Source organism: Streptomyces sp. NPDC044044, from assembly GCF_056434405.1.
Genome location: NZ_JBWKFG010000005.1, coordinates 533241 through 547203 on the forward strand (window position 1 = coordinate 533241; position 13963 = coordinate 547203).

The 13963-nt window shown below is 70.3% G+C and carries 13 protein-coding genes; 8 read left to right on the plus strand and 5 right to left on the minus strand.

Translation table 11 applies throughout. The annotated features are described in order from the left end of the window. The first annotated feature begins 71 nt into the window (after positions 1-71). Both AC07AG_RS21710 and AC07AG_RS21715 read left to right on the plus strand, forming a co-directional pair. A complete protein-coding gene (locus AC07AG_RS21710; RefSeq protein ID WP_478756794.1) occupies positions 72-284 on the plus strand; it encodes a toxin C-terminal domain-containing protein in 213 nt (70 codons plus the stop codon). After that, positions 253-732, plus strand: a complete 480-nt coding sequence (locus AC07AG_RS21715; protein ID WP_478756796.1) for a hypothetical protein — start codon at positions 253-255, stop codon at positions 730-732. Before AC07AG_RS21710 ends, AC07AG_RS21715 begins: the two co-directional genes overlap by 32 nt. A 239-nt stretch (positions 733-971) precedes the next feature. Here AC07AG_RS21715 and AC07AG_RS21720 read toward each other — a convergent pair whose 3' ends face one another. From AC07AG_RS21720 to AC07AG_RS21740, 5 genes are all read right to left on the minus strand, one after another. Then, on the minus strand, positions 972-1823 hold the full coding sequence (locus tag AC07AG_RS21720; protein WP_478756797.1) for an EamA family transporter: 852 nt from the start codon (positions 1821-1823) through the stop codon (positions 972-974). Continuing rightward, positions 1820-2317 (minus strand): YbaK/EbsC family protein, encoded by a 498-nt coding sequence (locus AC07AG_RS21725; RefSeq protein WP_478756799.1) that lies wholly within the window; start codon positions 2315-2317, stop codon positions 1820-1822. The genes AC07AG_RS21720 and AC07AG_RS21725 overlap by 4 nt, the downstream gene beginning before the upstream one ends. Positions 2318-2424: 107 nt before the next feature. Continuing rightward, a complete protein-coding gene (locus AC07AG_RS21730; protein ID WP_478756801.1) occupies positions 2425-4191 on the minus strand; it encodes a penicillin-binding transpeptidase domain-containing protein in 1767 nt (588 codons plus the stop codon). Between the two features lie 87 nt (positions 4192-4278). Then, on the minus strand, positions 4279-5910 hold the full coding sequence (locus AC07AG_RS21735; RefSeq protein WP_478756802.1) for a penicillin-binding transpeptidase domain-containing protein: 1632 nt from the start codon (positions 5908-5910) through the stop codon (positions 4279-4281). A 149-nt stretch (positions 5911-6059) separates the two neighbouring features. Continuing rightward, complete coding sequence (locus AC07AG_RS21740) at positions 6060-7808, minus strand: dolichyl-phosphate-mannose--protein mannosyltransferase (protein WP_478756803.1); 1749 nt, start codon at positions 7806-7808, stop codon at positions 6060-6062. Between the two features lie 63 nt (positions 7809-7871). On the opposite strand from AC07AG_RS21740, the gene rsmI reads away from it, so the two are divergent. The 6 genes from rsmI to AC07AG_RS21770 all read left to right on the plus strand — a co-directional run bounded on the left by rsmI (position 7872) and on the right by AC07AG_RS21770 (position 13924). Beyond that, positions 7872-8783, plus strand: coding sequence for a 16S rRNA (cytidine(1402)-2'-O)-methyltransferase (gene rsmI, locus AC07AG_RS21745; RefSeq protein WP_478756805.1), 912 nt, complete (start codon positions 7872-7874; stop codon positions 8781-8783). 193 nt (positions 8784-8976) lie between these two features. Beyond that, positions 8977-9432, plus strand: coding sequence for a hypothetical protein (locus tag AC07AG_RS21750; RefSeq protein WP_478756807.1), 456 nt, complete (start codon positions 8977-8979; stop codon positions 9430-9432). 44 nt (positions 9433-9476) lie between these two features. After that, positions 9477-10352 (plus strand): TatD family hydrolase, encoded by an 876-nt coding sequence (locus AC07AG_RS21755; RefSeq protein ID WP_478756809.1) that lies wholly within the window; start codon positions 9477-9479, stop codon positions 10350-10352. 142 nt (positions 10353-10494) lie between these two features. Next, positions 10495-11838, plus strand: a complete 1344-nt coding sequence (locus tag AC07AG_RS21760) for a ubiquitin-like domain-containing protein (RefSeq protein WP_478756811.1) — start codon at positions 10495-10497, stop codon at positions 11836-11838. 332 nt (positions 11839-12170) lie between these two features. Beyond that, positions 12171-13040, plus strand: a complete 870-nt coding sequence (gene rsmA, locus AC07AG_RS21765) for a 16S rRNA (adenine(1518)-N(6)/adenine(1519)-N(6))-dimethyltransferase RsmA (protein ID WP_478756813.1) — start codon at positions 12171-12173, stop codon at positions 13038-13040. Then, the gene (locus AC07AG_RS21770; RefSeq protein ID WP_478756815.1) at positions 13037-13924 is read left to right on the plus strand and encodes a 4-(cytidine 5'-diphospho)-2-C-methyl-D-erythritol kinase; all 888 of its coding nucleotides are present in this window, start codon (positions 13037-13039) and stop codon (positions 13922-13924) included. Before rsmA ends, AC07AG_RS21770 begins: the two co-directional genes overlap by 4 nt. Positions 13925-13963 lie beyond the last annotated feature (39 nt).

Here is a 13963-nt window from a genome sequence, read left to right on the forward strand (position 1 = left end):
TGCGTACGGGTACTTGTGGGGCGGAAGTGGCGGGGGTTGCGGTATGGCGGGGAATCGTCCGGCGGATTGGCATGTCCTGGACCTGGACAAGGATCCGACCCCCGGGGATTCCGACTCAGAAGGCGCCTTTCGATTCGCATGGGCAAGAGGTGTTCTCCAACGGGAAGAAGTACATCTCGCCTGACGTCGACGGCCACAATGTCACCGACGGTTGGAAGATGTTCAACAGGAAGGGCCAGAGGATTGGCACCTATGACGCAGACCTCAACTACCTCAAGGAATGACGCCTTCTCGATCCAGGTTGTTTCCTTTCCCTCGCCGGAAGAAGCTGCATCAGGAAGTGCTGCTGTCGGCAGGGTTTCGGTGGGTGAATTTGGGGAGAACTTCCCGATGGATCTCTCCTACTGGAGCGTGGTGGAGTACCAGGAGAGCTGGGGCAGTGCCCTGGCAGTCATCGACGGGCAAAGCGACTCCACGTCGTGCCTCATTTCCTCGATCACGGACCCGGCGAACAGTAATTTCGTTTTCTGTTGGCCGGTCTACAGGGAAGGGGACGATGTCTACGTCCAGAATTCCATCATCTTCCTGGATGAGCTGGCCGGAGATTTCGATCCTGCGGAGCCTTGGCGGTTCGTGGAGCCGCGCAGCACGGTCGACGAGGACGGAAACAAGATCTCTGAGTGGAAAACGAGTATCGGTGCGGTCAGAGAGTTTCTGTCCGTGATTCGGTGAAGGTCGCACAAGCACGCAGATCCATCTCGGCGCGGACCGTCCTGCCGATGGGCAGGCGGTCGAGAACGGTCCGTTCAGCCGGTGCAGGGCGAGACGCCGGGCGAGTCGAGCTCGGTGACAGGTGCTTGGGGAATCGGGCTGGGCGTCCTGGTCCTCGCCGCGGATGCGTGGCGAAGCTTCCTCTCGTACGCGGCGCAGGTTCCTCTCGTACGCGGCGCAGGGCTGACGCCACCGCGGCCTCAGCCCGCGTGCAGCATCAGGCCGATTCCCGCCACCATCAGTCCCGCCGCCACAAGCCGCGGCGCCCCGAACTTCTCCTTGAAGAAGATCGCGCCTATCGCCGCCCCGACGATGATCGAGGACTCCCTGAGCGCCGAGATCGGCGCCAGGTCCGCCTTTGTCTGGGCCCACAGGACCAGGCCGTACGCCGCCACGGAGAGCGCCGCTCCCAGCAGGCCCACCTTCGCGAACGGGCGCAACTTCCCCACCAGTTCGCCGCGCCAGCGGTACGCCGCGTACACCGGGATGGCGAGGCCCTCCAGGATCATCAGCCACGCGATGTAGCCCATGGACGAACCGGAGGCCCGGACGCCGAGCCCGTCCACCACCGTGTACGCCGCGATCGAGACACCCGTGGCCAGCGCCGCGCCGATCGCCGCCCAGTCGGGGCGGCGGCCCGTCCCGCGTATGCCCCACAGGGCGAGTCCCGTCAGGCCCGCGCAGGAGACCGCGACTCCCGCCGCCTGCCAGCCGTCCGGCACCTCGCCCGCGAAGACCGCGGCGAGGACGGTGACCACCAGGGGCGCCGTGCCGCGCGCGATCGGGTACGCCTGGCCGAAGTCGCCCAGCTTGAACGACTTCATGAGCAGGGCGTAGTAGCCGACGTGTATGAGTGCCGACACCACCAGGTACGGCCATGCCCCGGCCGCCGGCACTGCCGCGAAGGGGGCGATGAGCAGGCCGATCAGGAGGCCGCCGCCGGAGATGAGGGTGAAGCCGACCAGCTTGTCGGTGATGTGGTGCGCGATCGCGTTCCAGCTCGCGTGCGTGACGGCGGCCAGCAGGACCGCCGCCGTGACCAGGGGCGTCACTTGGCGAGCTCGCGCACGTCCACCAGGGTGCCGTTCGCGTGGTGGATCAGGTCCTTGGGCGCCATGGGGAAGACGGCGTAGGGAGTGCCCGCCGCCGCCCACACCACGTCGTGGTCGAGCAGGGAGCGGTCCGCAAGGACCCGCGTCTTCGTCACGTGCCCGAAGGGCGGTACGCCGCCGATCGCATAACCGGTGGTCTCCCGGACGACGTCCGCCTTCGCGCGCGTCACCTTCGCCGCGCACAGCTCCCACCGCACGCGCTCCGGATCGACCCGCGATGCCCCGTCCATCAGGACCAGGACCGGCACACCGTCAGCGGCGAAGATCAGCGACTTGCAGATCTGGCTCAGCTCGCAGCCGATGGCCGTCGCGGCCTCCTGGGCGGTGCGCGTCGCCTCGGGGAAGCGGCGGACCTCGCTGACGAGTTCAGCGAGGCCGAGCTCGCTCAGGGCCGCGGCGAAGCGGGGGTGTGCGGGTGAATCCGTAGCGCTCATGCCCGGCACGCTAGCGGTCTGTGTACAGGGCACGCGACCACGTATCCGCATGCCGGACAGCGGGTCCCGGTGAGCGAGACCCGCCAAGGTCCCGCCACCGGGGTCGGCTAACGCCCCGCCTGGAACATCGCCCGCACCAGCGGCCCCGCCGAGTCGCCGCCGTGTCCGCCCTCCTGCACCACCGCTCCCGCCGCCAGATCACCGCGGTACGCCGTGAACCAGCCGTTGGGCTTCTTCTGGCCGTCGACCTCGGCGGAACCCGTCTTCGCGCCCATGTCGGAGCCGAGCCCGGACATGGGCTTCACCGCGGTCCCCGCGACAGCCGTGTAGTGCATCAGGTCGCGCAGCGCCGAAGCCGTCGCGCCCGACATCTTCCGGGGCGCCGTCGCGAGCGTGCGCTTGTCGACGTCCGGGGAGACCAGGTACGGCTGCTTGAACGTGCCCGACTTCACCGTGGCCGCCACCGACGCCATGTTCAGCGGGTTCATGCGGACCCCGCCCTGACCGATCAGCGACGCCCCCATCTGCGCGTCGCTCTGCACGGGGATCGCACCGTCGAAGGACGGGGCACCGATCGACCAGTTGTCGCGGCCGAGACCGAAGACCTCCTGCGCCTGCTTGGTCAGGGAGTCGTTCTCGAGCTTCTCGGCCTGGCTGATGAAAGCCGTGTTGCAGGACCGGGCGAAGCTCGCGCGGAACGTGCCGTCCTTGATCTGGAACTTGTCGTCGTTCTGGAACTTCCAGCCGCCGTACGTCACGTACTTCGGGCACGGGTGCTTCTTGTCGACGCCCGCGAGCTTCTTCTCCAGGAGCAGGGACGACGTGATGACCTTCATCGTCGAACCGGGGGCGAGCGAGCCCTGGAACGCCGTGTTGAAGCCGCTGGGATTGGAGTTGGCGGCCGCCAGGATCTCGCCCGTGCTCGGCTTCACCAGGACGACCGAAGCCTGCTTGCGCTTGGCCGTCTCCTTCTCCGCCGCCGCCTGGAGCGAGGCGTCGAAGGTCGTCTTCAGGGTGCCGGGGGTTCCGGGGGAGAGCGTGAGGAGCGTCTTGTCGGGCGTCGCCTTGGCGTCGTCCTTGGTCGTCGCCGACTTCTCGGCGTCCTTCGCGCTGTCCTTGCGCACGACACGCAGCTCGACGCCCGCGGTGCCGCCGGCCTTCTCGCCGAACTTCTCACGCATGCTGTCGAGCACCGTGCCGAGGGAGGGGTACTTCGCCTTGGTCAGCTCGCCGCCGTCCCGGTCGACCGCCTTGATCGGCGGGTCCCCGGCCTCGCCGGTGACCAGGCGGTCGCCGTCCTTCAGGTCCGGGTGGACGACGGAGGGCTGCCAGCCGATCAGCGTCTTGCCGTCGTGCTTCCTGCGCACCACGGTGAGCTCGGACTCGTAGGCGAAGGGCTTGCTCTTTCCCTCGTACGAGACCGTCGACGAGACCGAGAACGGCACCTTGGCGCCCGCCCGCTTGCCCGGCTCCATCTTCACCCGCGTCAGGTGGGAGTCCTTGGCGTACGCGGTGAGCGCGGTCTTCGCCGCCGTCAGGTCGTCCGTGAACGCCGCGGCCTTGGCCACGTCGCCCTTCTCCCACGCGGCGAGGAAGCCCTTGGTGGTGGCACGGACCTCGGAGGCCGTCGGCGGGCCCGCGGCCACCGGCTTCTCGTCGACCGTCGGGCCTCCGTCGTCGCCGGACGAGCCACCGATCAGGCTGTACGCGGCGATGCCCACGCCGCACACGACCACGGCGGCGGCTCCGCCGAGCACGCCGGGGTGCACCTTGGCGCTCCTCGCGCCCGGTGTGCCCGGCGTACCGGGAGTACCCGGTCTGCCCGTGATGTTCTTGATGCCCTTGCGCTCGCTGGCGCGCCCTCGCTTGCCCACTGACCCTCCGCAGATCCCAGAGCCCCCAAGCTCTGCACCGGAAGGCCCCACACTAGGGGGCTTTCATGAAGCCCCCGACCAATCACCTCAACTGCCTGCGGCAAGCACCGCCGCCACGATAGGGCCCGCCGTGTCGCCTCCGTGGCCGCCCTCCTGGGCCACGGAGGCGGCCGCCACGTCCCCTCGGTAGCCCGTGAACCAGCTGTTGGGCGTCGCCTGGCCGTCGACCTCCGCCGATCCCGTCTTCGCGCCGATGCTGCCGCTGAGCCCGGACATGGCGCGGGCGCCGGTGCCGCTGACCGCCGTGCGGTTCATCATCTGGCGCAGCTGCTGGACGGTGGACGCGGGCAGGCCGTCCGCCTGGGCCAGTTCACGGTTGTCCAGGCCCTGGGCGACGATGACCGGCTGCCGGAAGGCTCCCGTCATCGCGGTCGCCGTGACCGACGCCATGTTGAGCGGGTTCATCTGCACCTCGCCCTGGCCGATCATGTTCATCGCGCGGTCGCCGCCGCCGGACGCGGGGACCGAGCCGTCCACCGTCCGGATGCCCACCTTCCAGTCGAGGCCCAGGCCGAAGCGGTTCTGCGCCTCCTCGGTGAGGGTCCCGTCCGTCATGCCGTCCTCGTCGACCAGCTTCACGAACGCGGTGTTGCAGGAGCGGGCGAAGCTCTCCGCCAGGGTCGCGTTCTCGTCCGGGGCCAGGCCCGGCAGGTTGCTGACGGTGCGGCTCTGCCAGGTCGCGCTGTCCGGGCAGGGCGCGGGGCCGCTCGCCTTCGCCACGCCCTTGTCGATGAGCGTCGCCGCCGAGACGATCTTCATCGTCGAGCCGGGGGCCAGCTTGCCCTCGAAGGCCGCGTTGAACCCGTCCTGGCGGTGGTTGGCCACCGCCAGGACCTCGCCGGAGCTGGGCTGCACGGCGACCACCGAGGAGTTCGCGTGCTGCGCCACCGCCTTCTCGGCGGCTCGCTGCGCGGGCGCGCTCAGCGTCGTCCTCAACTGGCCCGCTTTGCCCTTGGCGAGTGTGAGGAGCGTCTCGGCCCCCGCGTCCTCGTCCGCGTGCTGGACGTAGAGCTCGATGCCGGGCGTGCCGCCCGCCTTGTCGCCGTACTTCGCGCGCAGTTGGTCCAGGACCGGGCCGAGCGACGGGTAGTCCTTCTTGTCCAGGACCTGGCCGTTCCGGTCGACGGCCTGGATGGGGGGCGCCGCGGCCTCGCCGGTCTGCAGGGTGTCGTCCCTCTTCAGGTCCGGGTGGACGACCGAGGGGTCCCAGTCGACGAGCGCGCGGCCGGTGGTCTCGCCGCGGACGACGGTCAGTTCGGAGTCGTAGGCGAGCGGCTTGGTCTTCCCCTTGTACGACACCGTGGCCCGGACGGAGAACGGCACGATCGTGCCGGTCGCCCTGCCCGGTGTGAGCTTCACCTTCGTCAGGTGGGCGTCCTCGCGGTAGCCGGTCAGGATCTTCGAGGCCACTTCGGCGTTGTTCGTGTACGAAGCGGCTTCCTCGGCGTCGCCCTTGGCCCACGCGGCGAAGAACTTCTCCGTCGCCGCGCCGATCTCGCCGCTCGTCGGCGGCCCCGTCCTCACGGCAGCCGGACCCGCGGCCGGCGAACCGCCGCCCCCGGTCACGCCGTTCACCAGGTTGTACGCGCCGTACCCGGCGCCCCCCACCATGACGGCGAACACCCCGCCGACCAGAGTGACCTTTACCCCTTTGCGCATCTCGCGCCCCCTCCCCAGGAGCCCTCCCGAATGTGTCCGGGAGGGTGGTTCGCCCCGAACCCTAAGCGGAGGGGGTGACGCACGAGGTGGCTGTTATCCGAAGGTGTCCTAGGTGCTCACTACATGGACGTTCCGGAGTCCCCTGTCCACTAGACCCAGGTGTCCAGGAGCATGCGGGCCCGCCAGGAATCGATGGGAATGGCCTGGCCGGTGTAAATGGGCCAGAACCAGATGAAGTTCCAGAGGATCAGAAGCACCAGGACGCCCGATGCCGCGGCGCCCACCACCCGCCGCCGTTCGCCGGAGCCGGGCGGGCCCAGAATCGCGCCGATCATCATCGCCACCGCGAGGCAGAGGAACGGCACGAAGACGACGGCGTAGAAGAAGAAGATCGTCCGCTCCTGGTACATGAACCACGGCAGATAACCCGCCGCGATCCCGCACACGATCGCCCCCGCGCGCCAGTCACGGCGGAACACCCACCGCCACAGCACGTAGAGCAGCGCGAACGCCCCCGCCCACCACAGCATCGGAGTGCCGAGCGCGAGGACCTCGCGGGCGCACTTCTCGGCGGTGCCGGCGGGGCAGCCGTCCTTGCCGGGCAGCGGCGACTCGTAGAAGTACGAGACGGGGCGGCCGTCGACGATCCAGCTCCACGGGTTCGACTGGTAGGTGTGCGGCGATGAGAGCCCCACGTGGAAGTCGTACACCGCGTTCTCGTAGTGCCACAGGCTGCGCAGCCAGTCCGGCAGCCACGTCCAGTCGCCGCCCTTGCCGTCCGTGGCGGCCCAGTTGCGGTAGTAGCCGCCCGAGCCGTCGGTCGGGGAGAGGATCCAGCCGAGCCAGGACAGGACGTACGTGCCGATCGCGACCGGCACCGTCGAGACGAACGCCGGGAGGACGTCCCGCTTCAGGACCGCGCGGTAGGGGTGCACGGCGCCCGCGACGCGCCTGCCGCCCACGTCCCACAGGACGGTCATCAAGCAGAAGAAGACCATGATGTACAGGCCGTTCCACTTGGTGCCGAAGGCCAGGCCGAGGCAGAGCCCCGCCGCCCAGCGCCAGGGCCGCCAGCCGAGGCGCAGCGTCTCGGCGACGTACGCGTCGGGGCGTACGATCCCGTCGCCGTCCGTCGGCAGCCCGGCCGCGAGCTTCTCCCGCGCCTTGTCCCGGTCGATGAGGAAGCAGCCGAACGCGGCGAGCACGAAGAACATCAGGACCTGGTCGAGCAGCGCGGTGCGGCTCATCACGAAGTGCAGACCGTCCACCGCGAGCAGCCCGCCCGCCAGACAGCCGAGGAACGTCGAGCGGAAGAGCCGCCGCCCGATCCTGCACAGCATCAGGACCGACAGGGTGCCGAGCACCGCCGTCATGAAGCGCCAGCCGAAGGGGTCGAAGCCGAAGATCCACTCACCGATGCCGATGACGTACTTGCCGACCGGCGGATGCACCACGTACGCGGCGTCCGTGGGGATCGTGACGTTCGAACCCTGCTCCAGGACGGTGTCGTTGACCTTCTCGGGCCAGTTGACCTCGAAGCCCCGGTGGATCAGCGCCCAGGCGTCCTTCGCGTAATACGTCTCGTCGAATATCACGGCCTTCGGGTTGCCGAGATTCCAGAACCGGGTGATCCCCGCGACGAGTGTGATCAGCAACGGGCCGATCCAGCCGGACCACCGGACCAGTTGATCGGCGTAACTCCTGGGCATGCCGATCGACGCCCACAGCCGGGGGCTCGGTTCGGTGTACGCGGGCACGAGCCGGGCCCGGACATCGGGGGCGGGCCCGGTGGTGCGCGCCACGTAACCGAAGCGGCGCAGCCTGTGCTGCCACGACGGCTGCTGCTCCTCGGCTGCCTGGCTTTGGCGGGTGTCCGGGGAAGACGCGGTACTGGTCACCGCGCCATCGTAGGGAACCCGACTGTGTGAGTCCCGTCCCCTGGCCCCTGCGAGGATGGAACCGTGACAGGAAGCGCTGATTCCCCCGGAAACCCGTCCCCCGGAACCCTCGTCCTCGCGGGCACGCCCATCGGCGACGTCGCGGACGCACCGCCGCGGCTCGCCGCCGAGCTGGAGTCGGCCGACGTCGTGGCCGCCGAGGACACCCGGCGGCTGCGCAGGCTCACCCAGGCGCTCGGCGTGCAGGTGGGCGGGCGGGTCGTCTCGTACTTCGAGGGCAACGAGACCGCGCGCACGCCCGAGCTCGTCGAGGCGCTGGTCGGCGGTGCGCGGGTGCTGCTCGTGACCGACGCGGGGATGCCGTCGGTCTCCGACCCCGGGTACCGGCTCGTCGCCGCGGCCGTGGAGAAGGACATCCGGGTCACCGCCGTGCCAGGACCGTCCGCCGTGCTCACCGCGCTGGCGCTCTCGGGCCTTCCGGTGGACCGCTTCTGCTTCGAGGGCTTCCTGCCGCGCAAGGCGGGCGAGCGGCTCTCGCGGCTGCGCGAGGTGGCCGAGGACCGTCGCACTCTCGTCTACTTCGAGGCACCGCACCGGATCGACGACACCCTCGTCGCGATGGCCGAGGCGTTCGGCGACGAGCGCAGGGCCGCGGTCTGCCGCGAGCTGACCAAGACGTACGAAGAGGTCAAGCGCGGTTCGCTGAAGGACCTCGCGGAGTGGGCGGCCGACGGCGTACGCGGTGAGATCACCGTCGTCGTCGAGGGCGCACCCGAGAAAAGCCCTGGTGACCTGGGTCCGGAGGAGCTGGTGCGCAGGGTGCGGGTGCGCGAGGAGGCGGGGGAGCGACGCAAGGAGGCGATCGCCGCCGTCGCGGCCGACGCGGGGGTACCCAAGCGCGACGTGTTCGATGCGGTCGTGGCGGCAAAGAATGCGGCTCAGGCCGCCCCATCGGACGGCAAAGGACTATCGTAAAAAGCAAAGTGCGGGCCGCGCACCGGGCCTGAAGGCTATGGAAAGGCCAAATCGCCTTCAACTGTCGACAGGTCTGATGCGCTCGCTCCGGGAAAGGCGTCCACTGGTCAAAGGGGACGCACCCGTCCCCACGCTTCCGGCCGGGAGGAAATCCCGCCCGGCAGCGCTTGTCCAGCGGACAAGAGGAGCTGGCATGAGTGAGATCGCCGACACCGGTCACGACACCACGGCGTCCGACGCGATATCCAGGACAAACACCGTTCACGAGTCGTATGCCTTCGCCTGTATGCGGTGCGGGCACGGCTGGGAACAGTCGTACGAGATCGAGCATCACGTGGACGGCAGGGGCAAGGAATTCGTGGTGTACGTGGCGAACGGCCGGCGTGTGCCGTCGCCCCTGACCCGGCCGACGTGCCTGAACTGCGGCGGCCATGTCGTGCGGATCATGAGGGCCGGGCAGGTGTCGTCGGTGCTCGATCTGATGCAGCGGCAGCGGCATCACGCGCCGCGCGCGGCGGCGGGGGACACGGCGGAGTCCGGGGCCGGGGCCGATCCCGGGGCCGATGCGGCAAAGACCCACGAGTCCAAGCATCACCACTGGCATCTGTCGGCGCTGCTGCATCCCTTCCACCACCGCAAGGCGGGATGACGGCTCTTTGGGCGGGCTGACGTCCCCTTCGTAGGATCGGGGGCATGCCTTCCGACGCCAAGAACGCCGCACCGCCGCTGCCCGAACCCCTGCGGGTTCCGGTCGCCGACTCCCACACCCACCTCGACATGCAGTCGGGGACGGTGGACGAGGGCCTGGCCAAGGCCGCGGCGGTGGGCGTAACGACGGTCGTCCAGGTGGGCTGTGACGTGCAGGGCTCGCGCTGGGCCGCCCGGACGGCCGCCGCGTACGAGAGCGTGCACGCCACCGTCGCCCTGCATCCCAACGAGGCGCCGCGCATCGTGCTCGGCGACCCCGACGGGTGGTCCCGGCAGGGGGCGCGCGAGGCGGGCGGCGAGGGCGCCCTCGACGCCGCGCTCGCCGAGATCGACGGGCTCGCCGCGCTGCCTCAGGTCAAGGGCGTGGGCGAGACCGGGCTCGACTACTTCCGCACGGGCCCCGAGGGCAAGGCCGCCCAGGAGCGGTCCTTCCGCGCCCACATCGAGATCGCCAAGCGGCACGGCAAGGCCCTGGTCATCCACGATCGCGAGGCGCACGAGGATGTGCTGCGGGTCCTGAAGGAGGAGGGGGCTCCGGAGCGCACCGTCTTCCACTGCTACTCGGGCGACGCGGCGATGGCCCAAGTGTGCGCGGAGAACGGGTACTTCATGTCCTTCGCGGGCAACATGACGTTCAAGAACGCGCAGGGTCTGCGGGACGCGCTGGCCGTCGCCCCGCTGGATCTCGTGCTCGTGGAGACGGACGCGCCCTTCCTCACGCCCGCTCCCTACCGCGGACGGCCTAACGCGCCGTATCTCATTCCGGTCACATTGCGGGCCATGGCCGAGGTGCGCGGCATCGGCGAGGACGCCATGGCCGAGGCGATCTCGGTCAATACGGCGCGTGCATTTGATTACTGACCGATAACGCCCGCGGCCCCCTGGTTCAGGGCAATGCCGCGACACTGCGTAGTCGTGCTGCTTTGGAGAGTGACGATTGCTCCGCTAGGTTCTGGTCCGCCTCGCCCGATCCGGACCAGAACGAGAACGCTGGAGCGCCGTCGTGAGTCATGCGCCGCAGTACGAGACGTCTTATGGGGGCGGCACGACCTATGAGCCGGAGCCGGAGGTTGAGCTTGAGGTTGAGCTCGAGCCCGAGTTCGATGCCGGGGACTACTTCCCCCGGCAGGCCACCGGGGCCGTCCCTGACGGAGGGCGGGCCGAGGCGCGGCGGGCCGCTCGGCGGAAGAAGGCGAAGCCGCGGTCGTCGAGCTCGCGGGCGGGCGGGCGGTCGAAGGCGTCGAAGGGGTCATCGGAGCGGCCCGATTCCTTGCGGCGGCTGCTGCCGCAGGCGCTGGTCGTCGCCTTCCTCGCGGGCGGCACCTCCGCCTTCGTCGCCAACGACAAGGCCGTGCAGCTGACTGTCGACGGCAAGTCGCGGACCCTGCACACCTTCGCGGACGACGTGGGGGAGCTGCTCGAGGACGAAGGCGTGGACTTCGGCACGCACGACATCGTGGCGCCGACCGCGACCACGGCCCTGGCCAGCGGCGACGAGATCGCCGTCCGCTACGGCCGGCCCGTCAAGCTCACCCTCGACGGGCAGCGGCGCGAGGTGTGGACGACGGCGCGCACGGTGGACGGCGCGCTGCGGCAGCTCGGGGTGCGGGCCGAGGGCGCCTATCTGTCGGCCTCGCGGAGCAAGCGGATCGCGCGGGACGGCCTTGATCTCGACGTACGGACCGAGCGCACCGTGACGATCATGGCGGACGGGCGTGAGTGGACCATCCGTACGAACGCGGCGACGGTGCGGGAGGCGATCGAGGAGTCCGGGATCACCCTGAACGGCCAGGACACGACGTCCGTGGCACCCGGAAGCTTCCCGCGCGACGGGCAGACGGTCACCGTCATGCGGATCTCCGGGCGCAAGGAGGTGCGGGAGGAGCCGATCCCGTTCGACGTGCGGCGGACGGACGATCCGTCGCTGTTCGCCGGTACGGAGGTCGTGGAGCGGCAGGGGCACCAGGGGACCCGGCGGGTCACGTACGCGATGCGGACGGTCAACGGCGTCAAGCAGAAGCCGCGGCGGGTGCGGTCGGAGGTGGTGCGGGAGCCGCAGACGCAGATCGTGAAGGTGGGGACGAAGCAGCTGCCGAATTCGGTGTCGGGGGCGGACGGTCTGAACTGGGGCTCGCTGGCGCACTGCGAGTCGGGGGGCCGTCCGAACGCGGTGGACGCGTCGGGGACGTACGGGGGCCTGTACCAGTTCGATACGCGGACGTGGCAGGGGCTGGGCGGGTCGGGGCGTCCGCAGGATGCTCCGGCGGAGGAACAGACGTTCCGCGCGAAGAAGCTGTATGTGCAGCGGGGGGCCAGTCCTTGGCCGCACTGTGGGGGGCGGTTGTAGGGGGAGGGTCTGAGGGCTGCGGGCTGCGGGTGCGTGGGGCTGGATGCGGGGGTGGTCCGTCTTTGGGTGCGGGGGCGCGCCGGTATGTCCGTCCTCGCTATCGTCCGGTGGCCGTGTTGCTGCTTCGGTGCCGGAGTGCCGCGAGCCGTGCTCCGGGCGGACATACCGGCACGTCCCCTCCCGTGCGCTCCCGGCTGCGGGTGTGTGAGGGGCGAGCTCCCTGCCTGCCTCTGGGCATCCCACCTTCCTCTGCCCATCCTTGGTGCCGCGGGGGAATCGGGCGGGTGGGTGGCTGGTCGGGGCCCAGGGGTCAGGGACCGTAACCTGGGGTGGTGAGTAACAGTGAGCCCGGGGCCCTTTTCGGCGCCGCCGACATCCGCGAGCTGGCCGCTGCCCTGGGCGTACGCCCGACCAAGCAGCGCGGCCAGAATTTCGTCATCGACGCCAACACCGTCCGCCGCATCGTCCGCACCGCGGACGTCGGCCCGAAGGACGTGGTCGTCGAGGTCGGGCCGGGGCTCGGCTCGCTGACCCTCGCGCTGCTCGACACCGCGGACAGCGTCGTCGCGGTCGAGATCGACGACGTGCTCGCCGGGGCCCTTCCGGCGACCGTCGAGGCCCGACTCCCGGCGAAGGCCGGTTCCTTCTCGCTCGTGCACAGCGACGCCATGCTCGTGCGCGAGCTGCCGGGCCCCGCCCCGACCGCGCTGGTCGCCAACCTTCCGTACAACGTGGCCGTGCCCGTGCTGCTGCACATGCTCGACACCTTCCCCAGCATCGAGCGCACGCTCGTGATGGTGCAGGCCGAGGTCGCCGACCGCCTCGCCGCCGACCCGGGCTCGAAGGTGTACGGCGTGCCCTCGGTGAAGGCGAACTGGTACGCCGACGTGAAGCGCGCCGGGTCCATCGGGCGGAACGTCTTCTGGCCCGCCCCCAACGTCGACTCGGGGCTCGTCTCGCTGGTGCGGCGTGCCGCGCCCGTCGAGACCACCGCGTCGAAGCGTGAAGTCTTCGCCGTCGTCGATGCCGCCTTCGCCCAGCGCCGCAAGACCCTGCGGGCCGCGCTCTCCGGATGGGCGGGTTCGGCCGCCGCGGCGGAGGCGGCGCTCGTCGCCGCCGGAGTCTCCCCGCAGGCGCGCGGCGAGGCTTTGACTGTGGAGGAGTTCGCGCGGATCGCCGAGCACAAGGGAGCGGGCGCGTGAGCGTGACGGTCAGGGTTCCCGCGAAGGTCAATGTCCAGCTCGCGGTGGGTGCCGCGCGCGCCGACGGGTTCCATGACCTCGCCAATGTCTTTCTGGCCGTCGGGCTGTACGACGAGGTCACCGTGACCCCCGCCGAGCAGCTGCGCGTGACCTGCTCCGGGCCCGATGCCGCCCAAGTGCCCCTGGACCGTACGAACCTGGCGGCCAGGGCCGCCGAGCTGCTCGCCGCGCGTCATGGACGCAGCGCCGATGTGCACATCCACATCGCCAAGGACATCCCCGTCGCGGGCGGCATGGCCGGCGGCAGTGCGGACGGCGCGGGCGCGCTCGTGGCATGCGACGCACTGTGGGGGACCGGCGCTTCGCGGGACGAACTGCTCGACATCTGCGCCGAGTTGGGCAGCGATGTGCCGTTCAGCCTGGTGGGCGGGGCCGCGCTGGGCACAGGGCGTGGCGAGCAGTTGGAGCTGCTCGAGGTCGGCGGGGCCTTTCACTGGGTGTTCGCCGTGGCCGACGGCGGGCTCTCCACGCCCGCGGTCTACCGCGAGTTCGACCGGCTGACCCCGGACGCCCCCGCCCCGGAGGCGTCGGCTGCCCTGCTCGACGCCCTGCGCAAGGGGGATGCCGAGGCTCTCGCCGGTGCCGTCGCCAATGACCTGCAGCCCGCGGCCCTTTCGCTCTTCCCCTCACTCGCCGACACCCTCGCCGCCGGCACCGACGCAGGCGCCCTGGCCGCGCTGGTCTCCGGATCCGGGCCCACGACCGCGTTCCTCGCCGCGGACGCCGCGTCCGCGCGACGGATCGCCGCGGCGCTCTCGGCCTCCGGCACCTGCCGCACGGCCCGCGTCGCTAAGTCACCGGCGCCGGGCGCGACGCTGCTCTAGGGGCGCAGGTACTCAGGCGCGGATCTGAGTACGTACGCG

What these genes read in the sequence shown, in the direction of transcription:
- AC07AG_RS21710 (WP_478756794.1), top strand. Translation starts at nt 72, where the DNA reads ATGTCCTGGACCTGGACAAGGATCCGACCCCCGGGGATTCCGACTCAG.
- AC07AG_RS21715 (WP_478756796.1), top strand. Translation starts at nt 253, where the DNA reads ATGACGCAGACCTCAACTACCTCAAGGAATGACGCCTTCTCGATCCAG.
- AC07AG_RS21725 (WP_478756799.1), bottom strand. Translation starts at nt 2,317, where the DNA reads ATGAGCGCTACGGATTCACCCGCACACCCCCGCTTCGCCGCGGCCCTG.
- AC07AG_RS21735 (WP_478756802.1), bottom strand. Translation starts at nt 5,910, where the DNA reads ATGCGCAAAGGGGTAAAGGTCACTCTGGTCGGCGGGGTGTTCGCCGTC.
- AC07AG_RS21750 (WP_478756807.1), top strand. Translation starts at nt 8,977, where the DNA reads ATGAGTGAGATCGCCGACACCGGTCACGACACCACGGCGTCCGACGCG.
- AC07AG_RS21755 (WP_478756809.1), top strand. Translation starts at nt 9,477, where the DNA reads ATGCCTTCCGACGCCAAGAACGCCGCACCGCCGCTGCCCGAACCCCTG.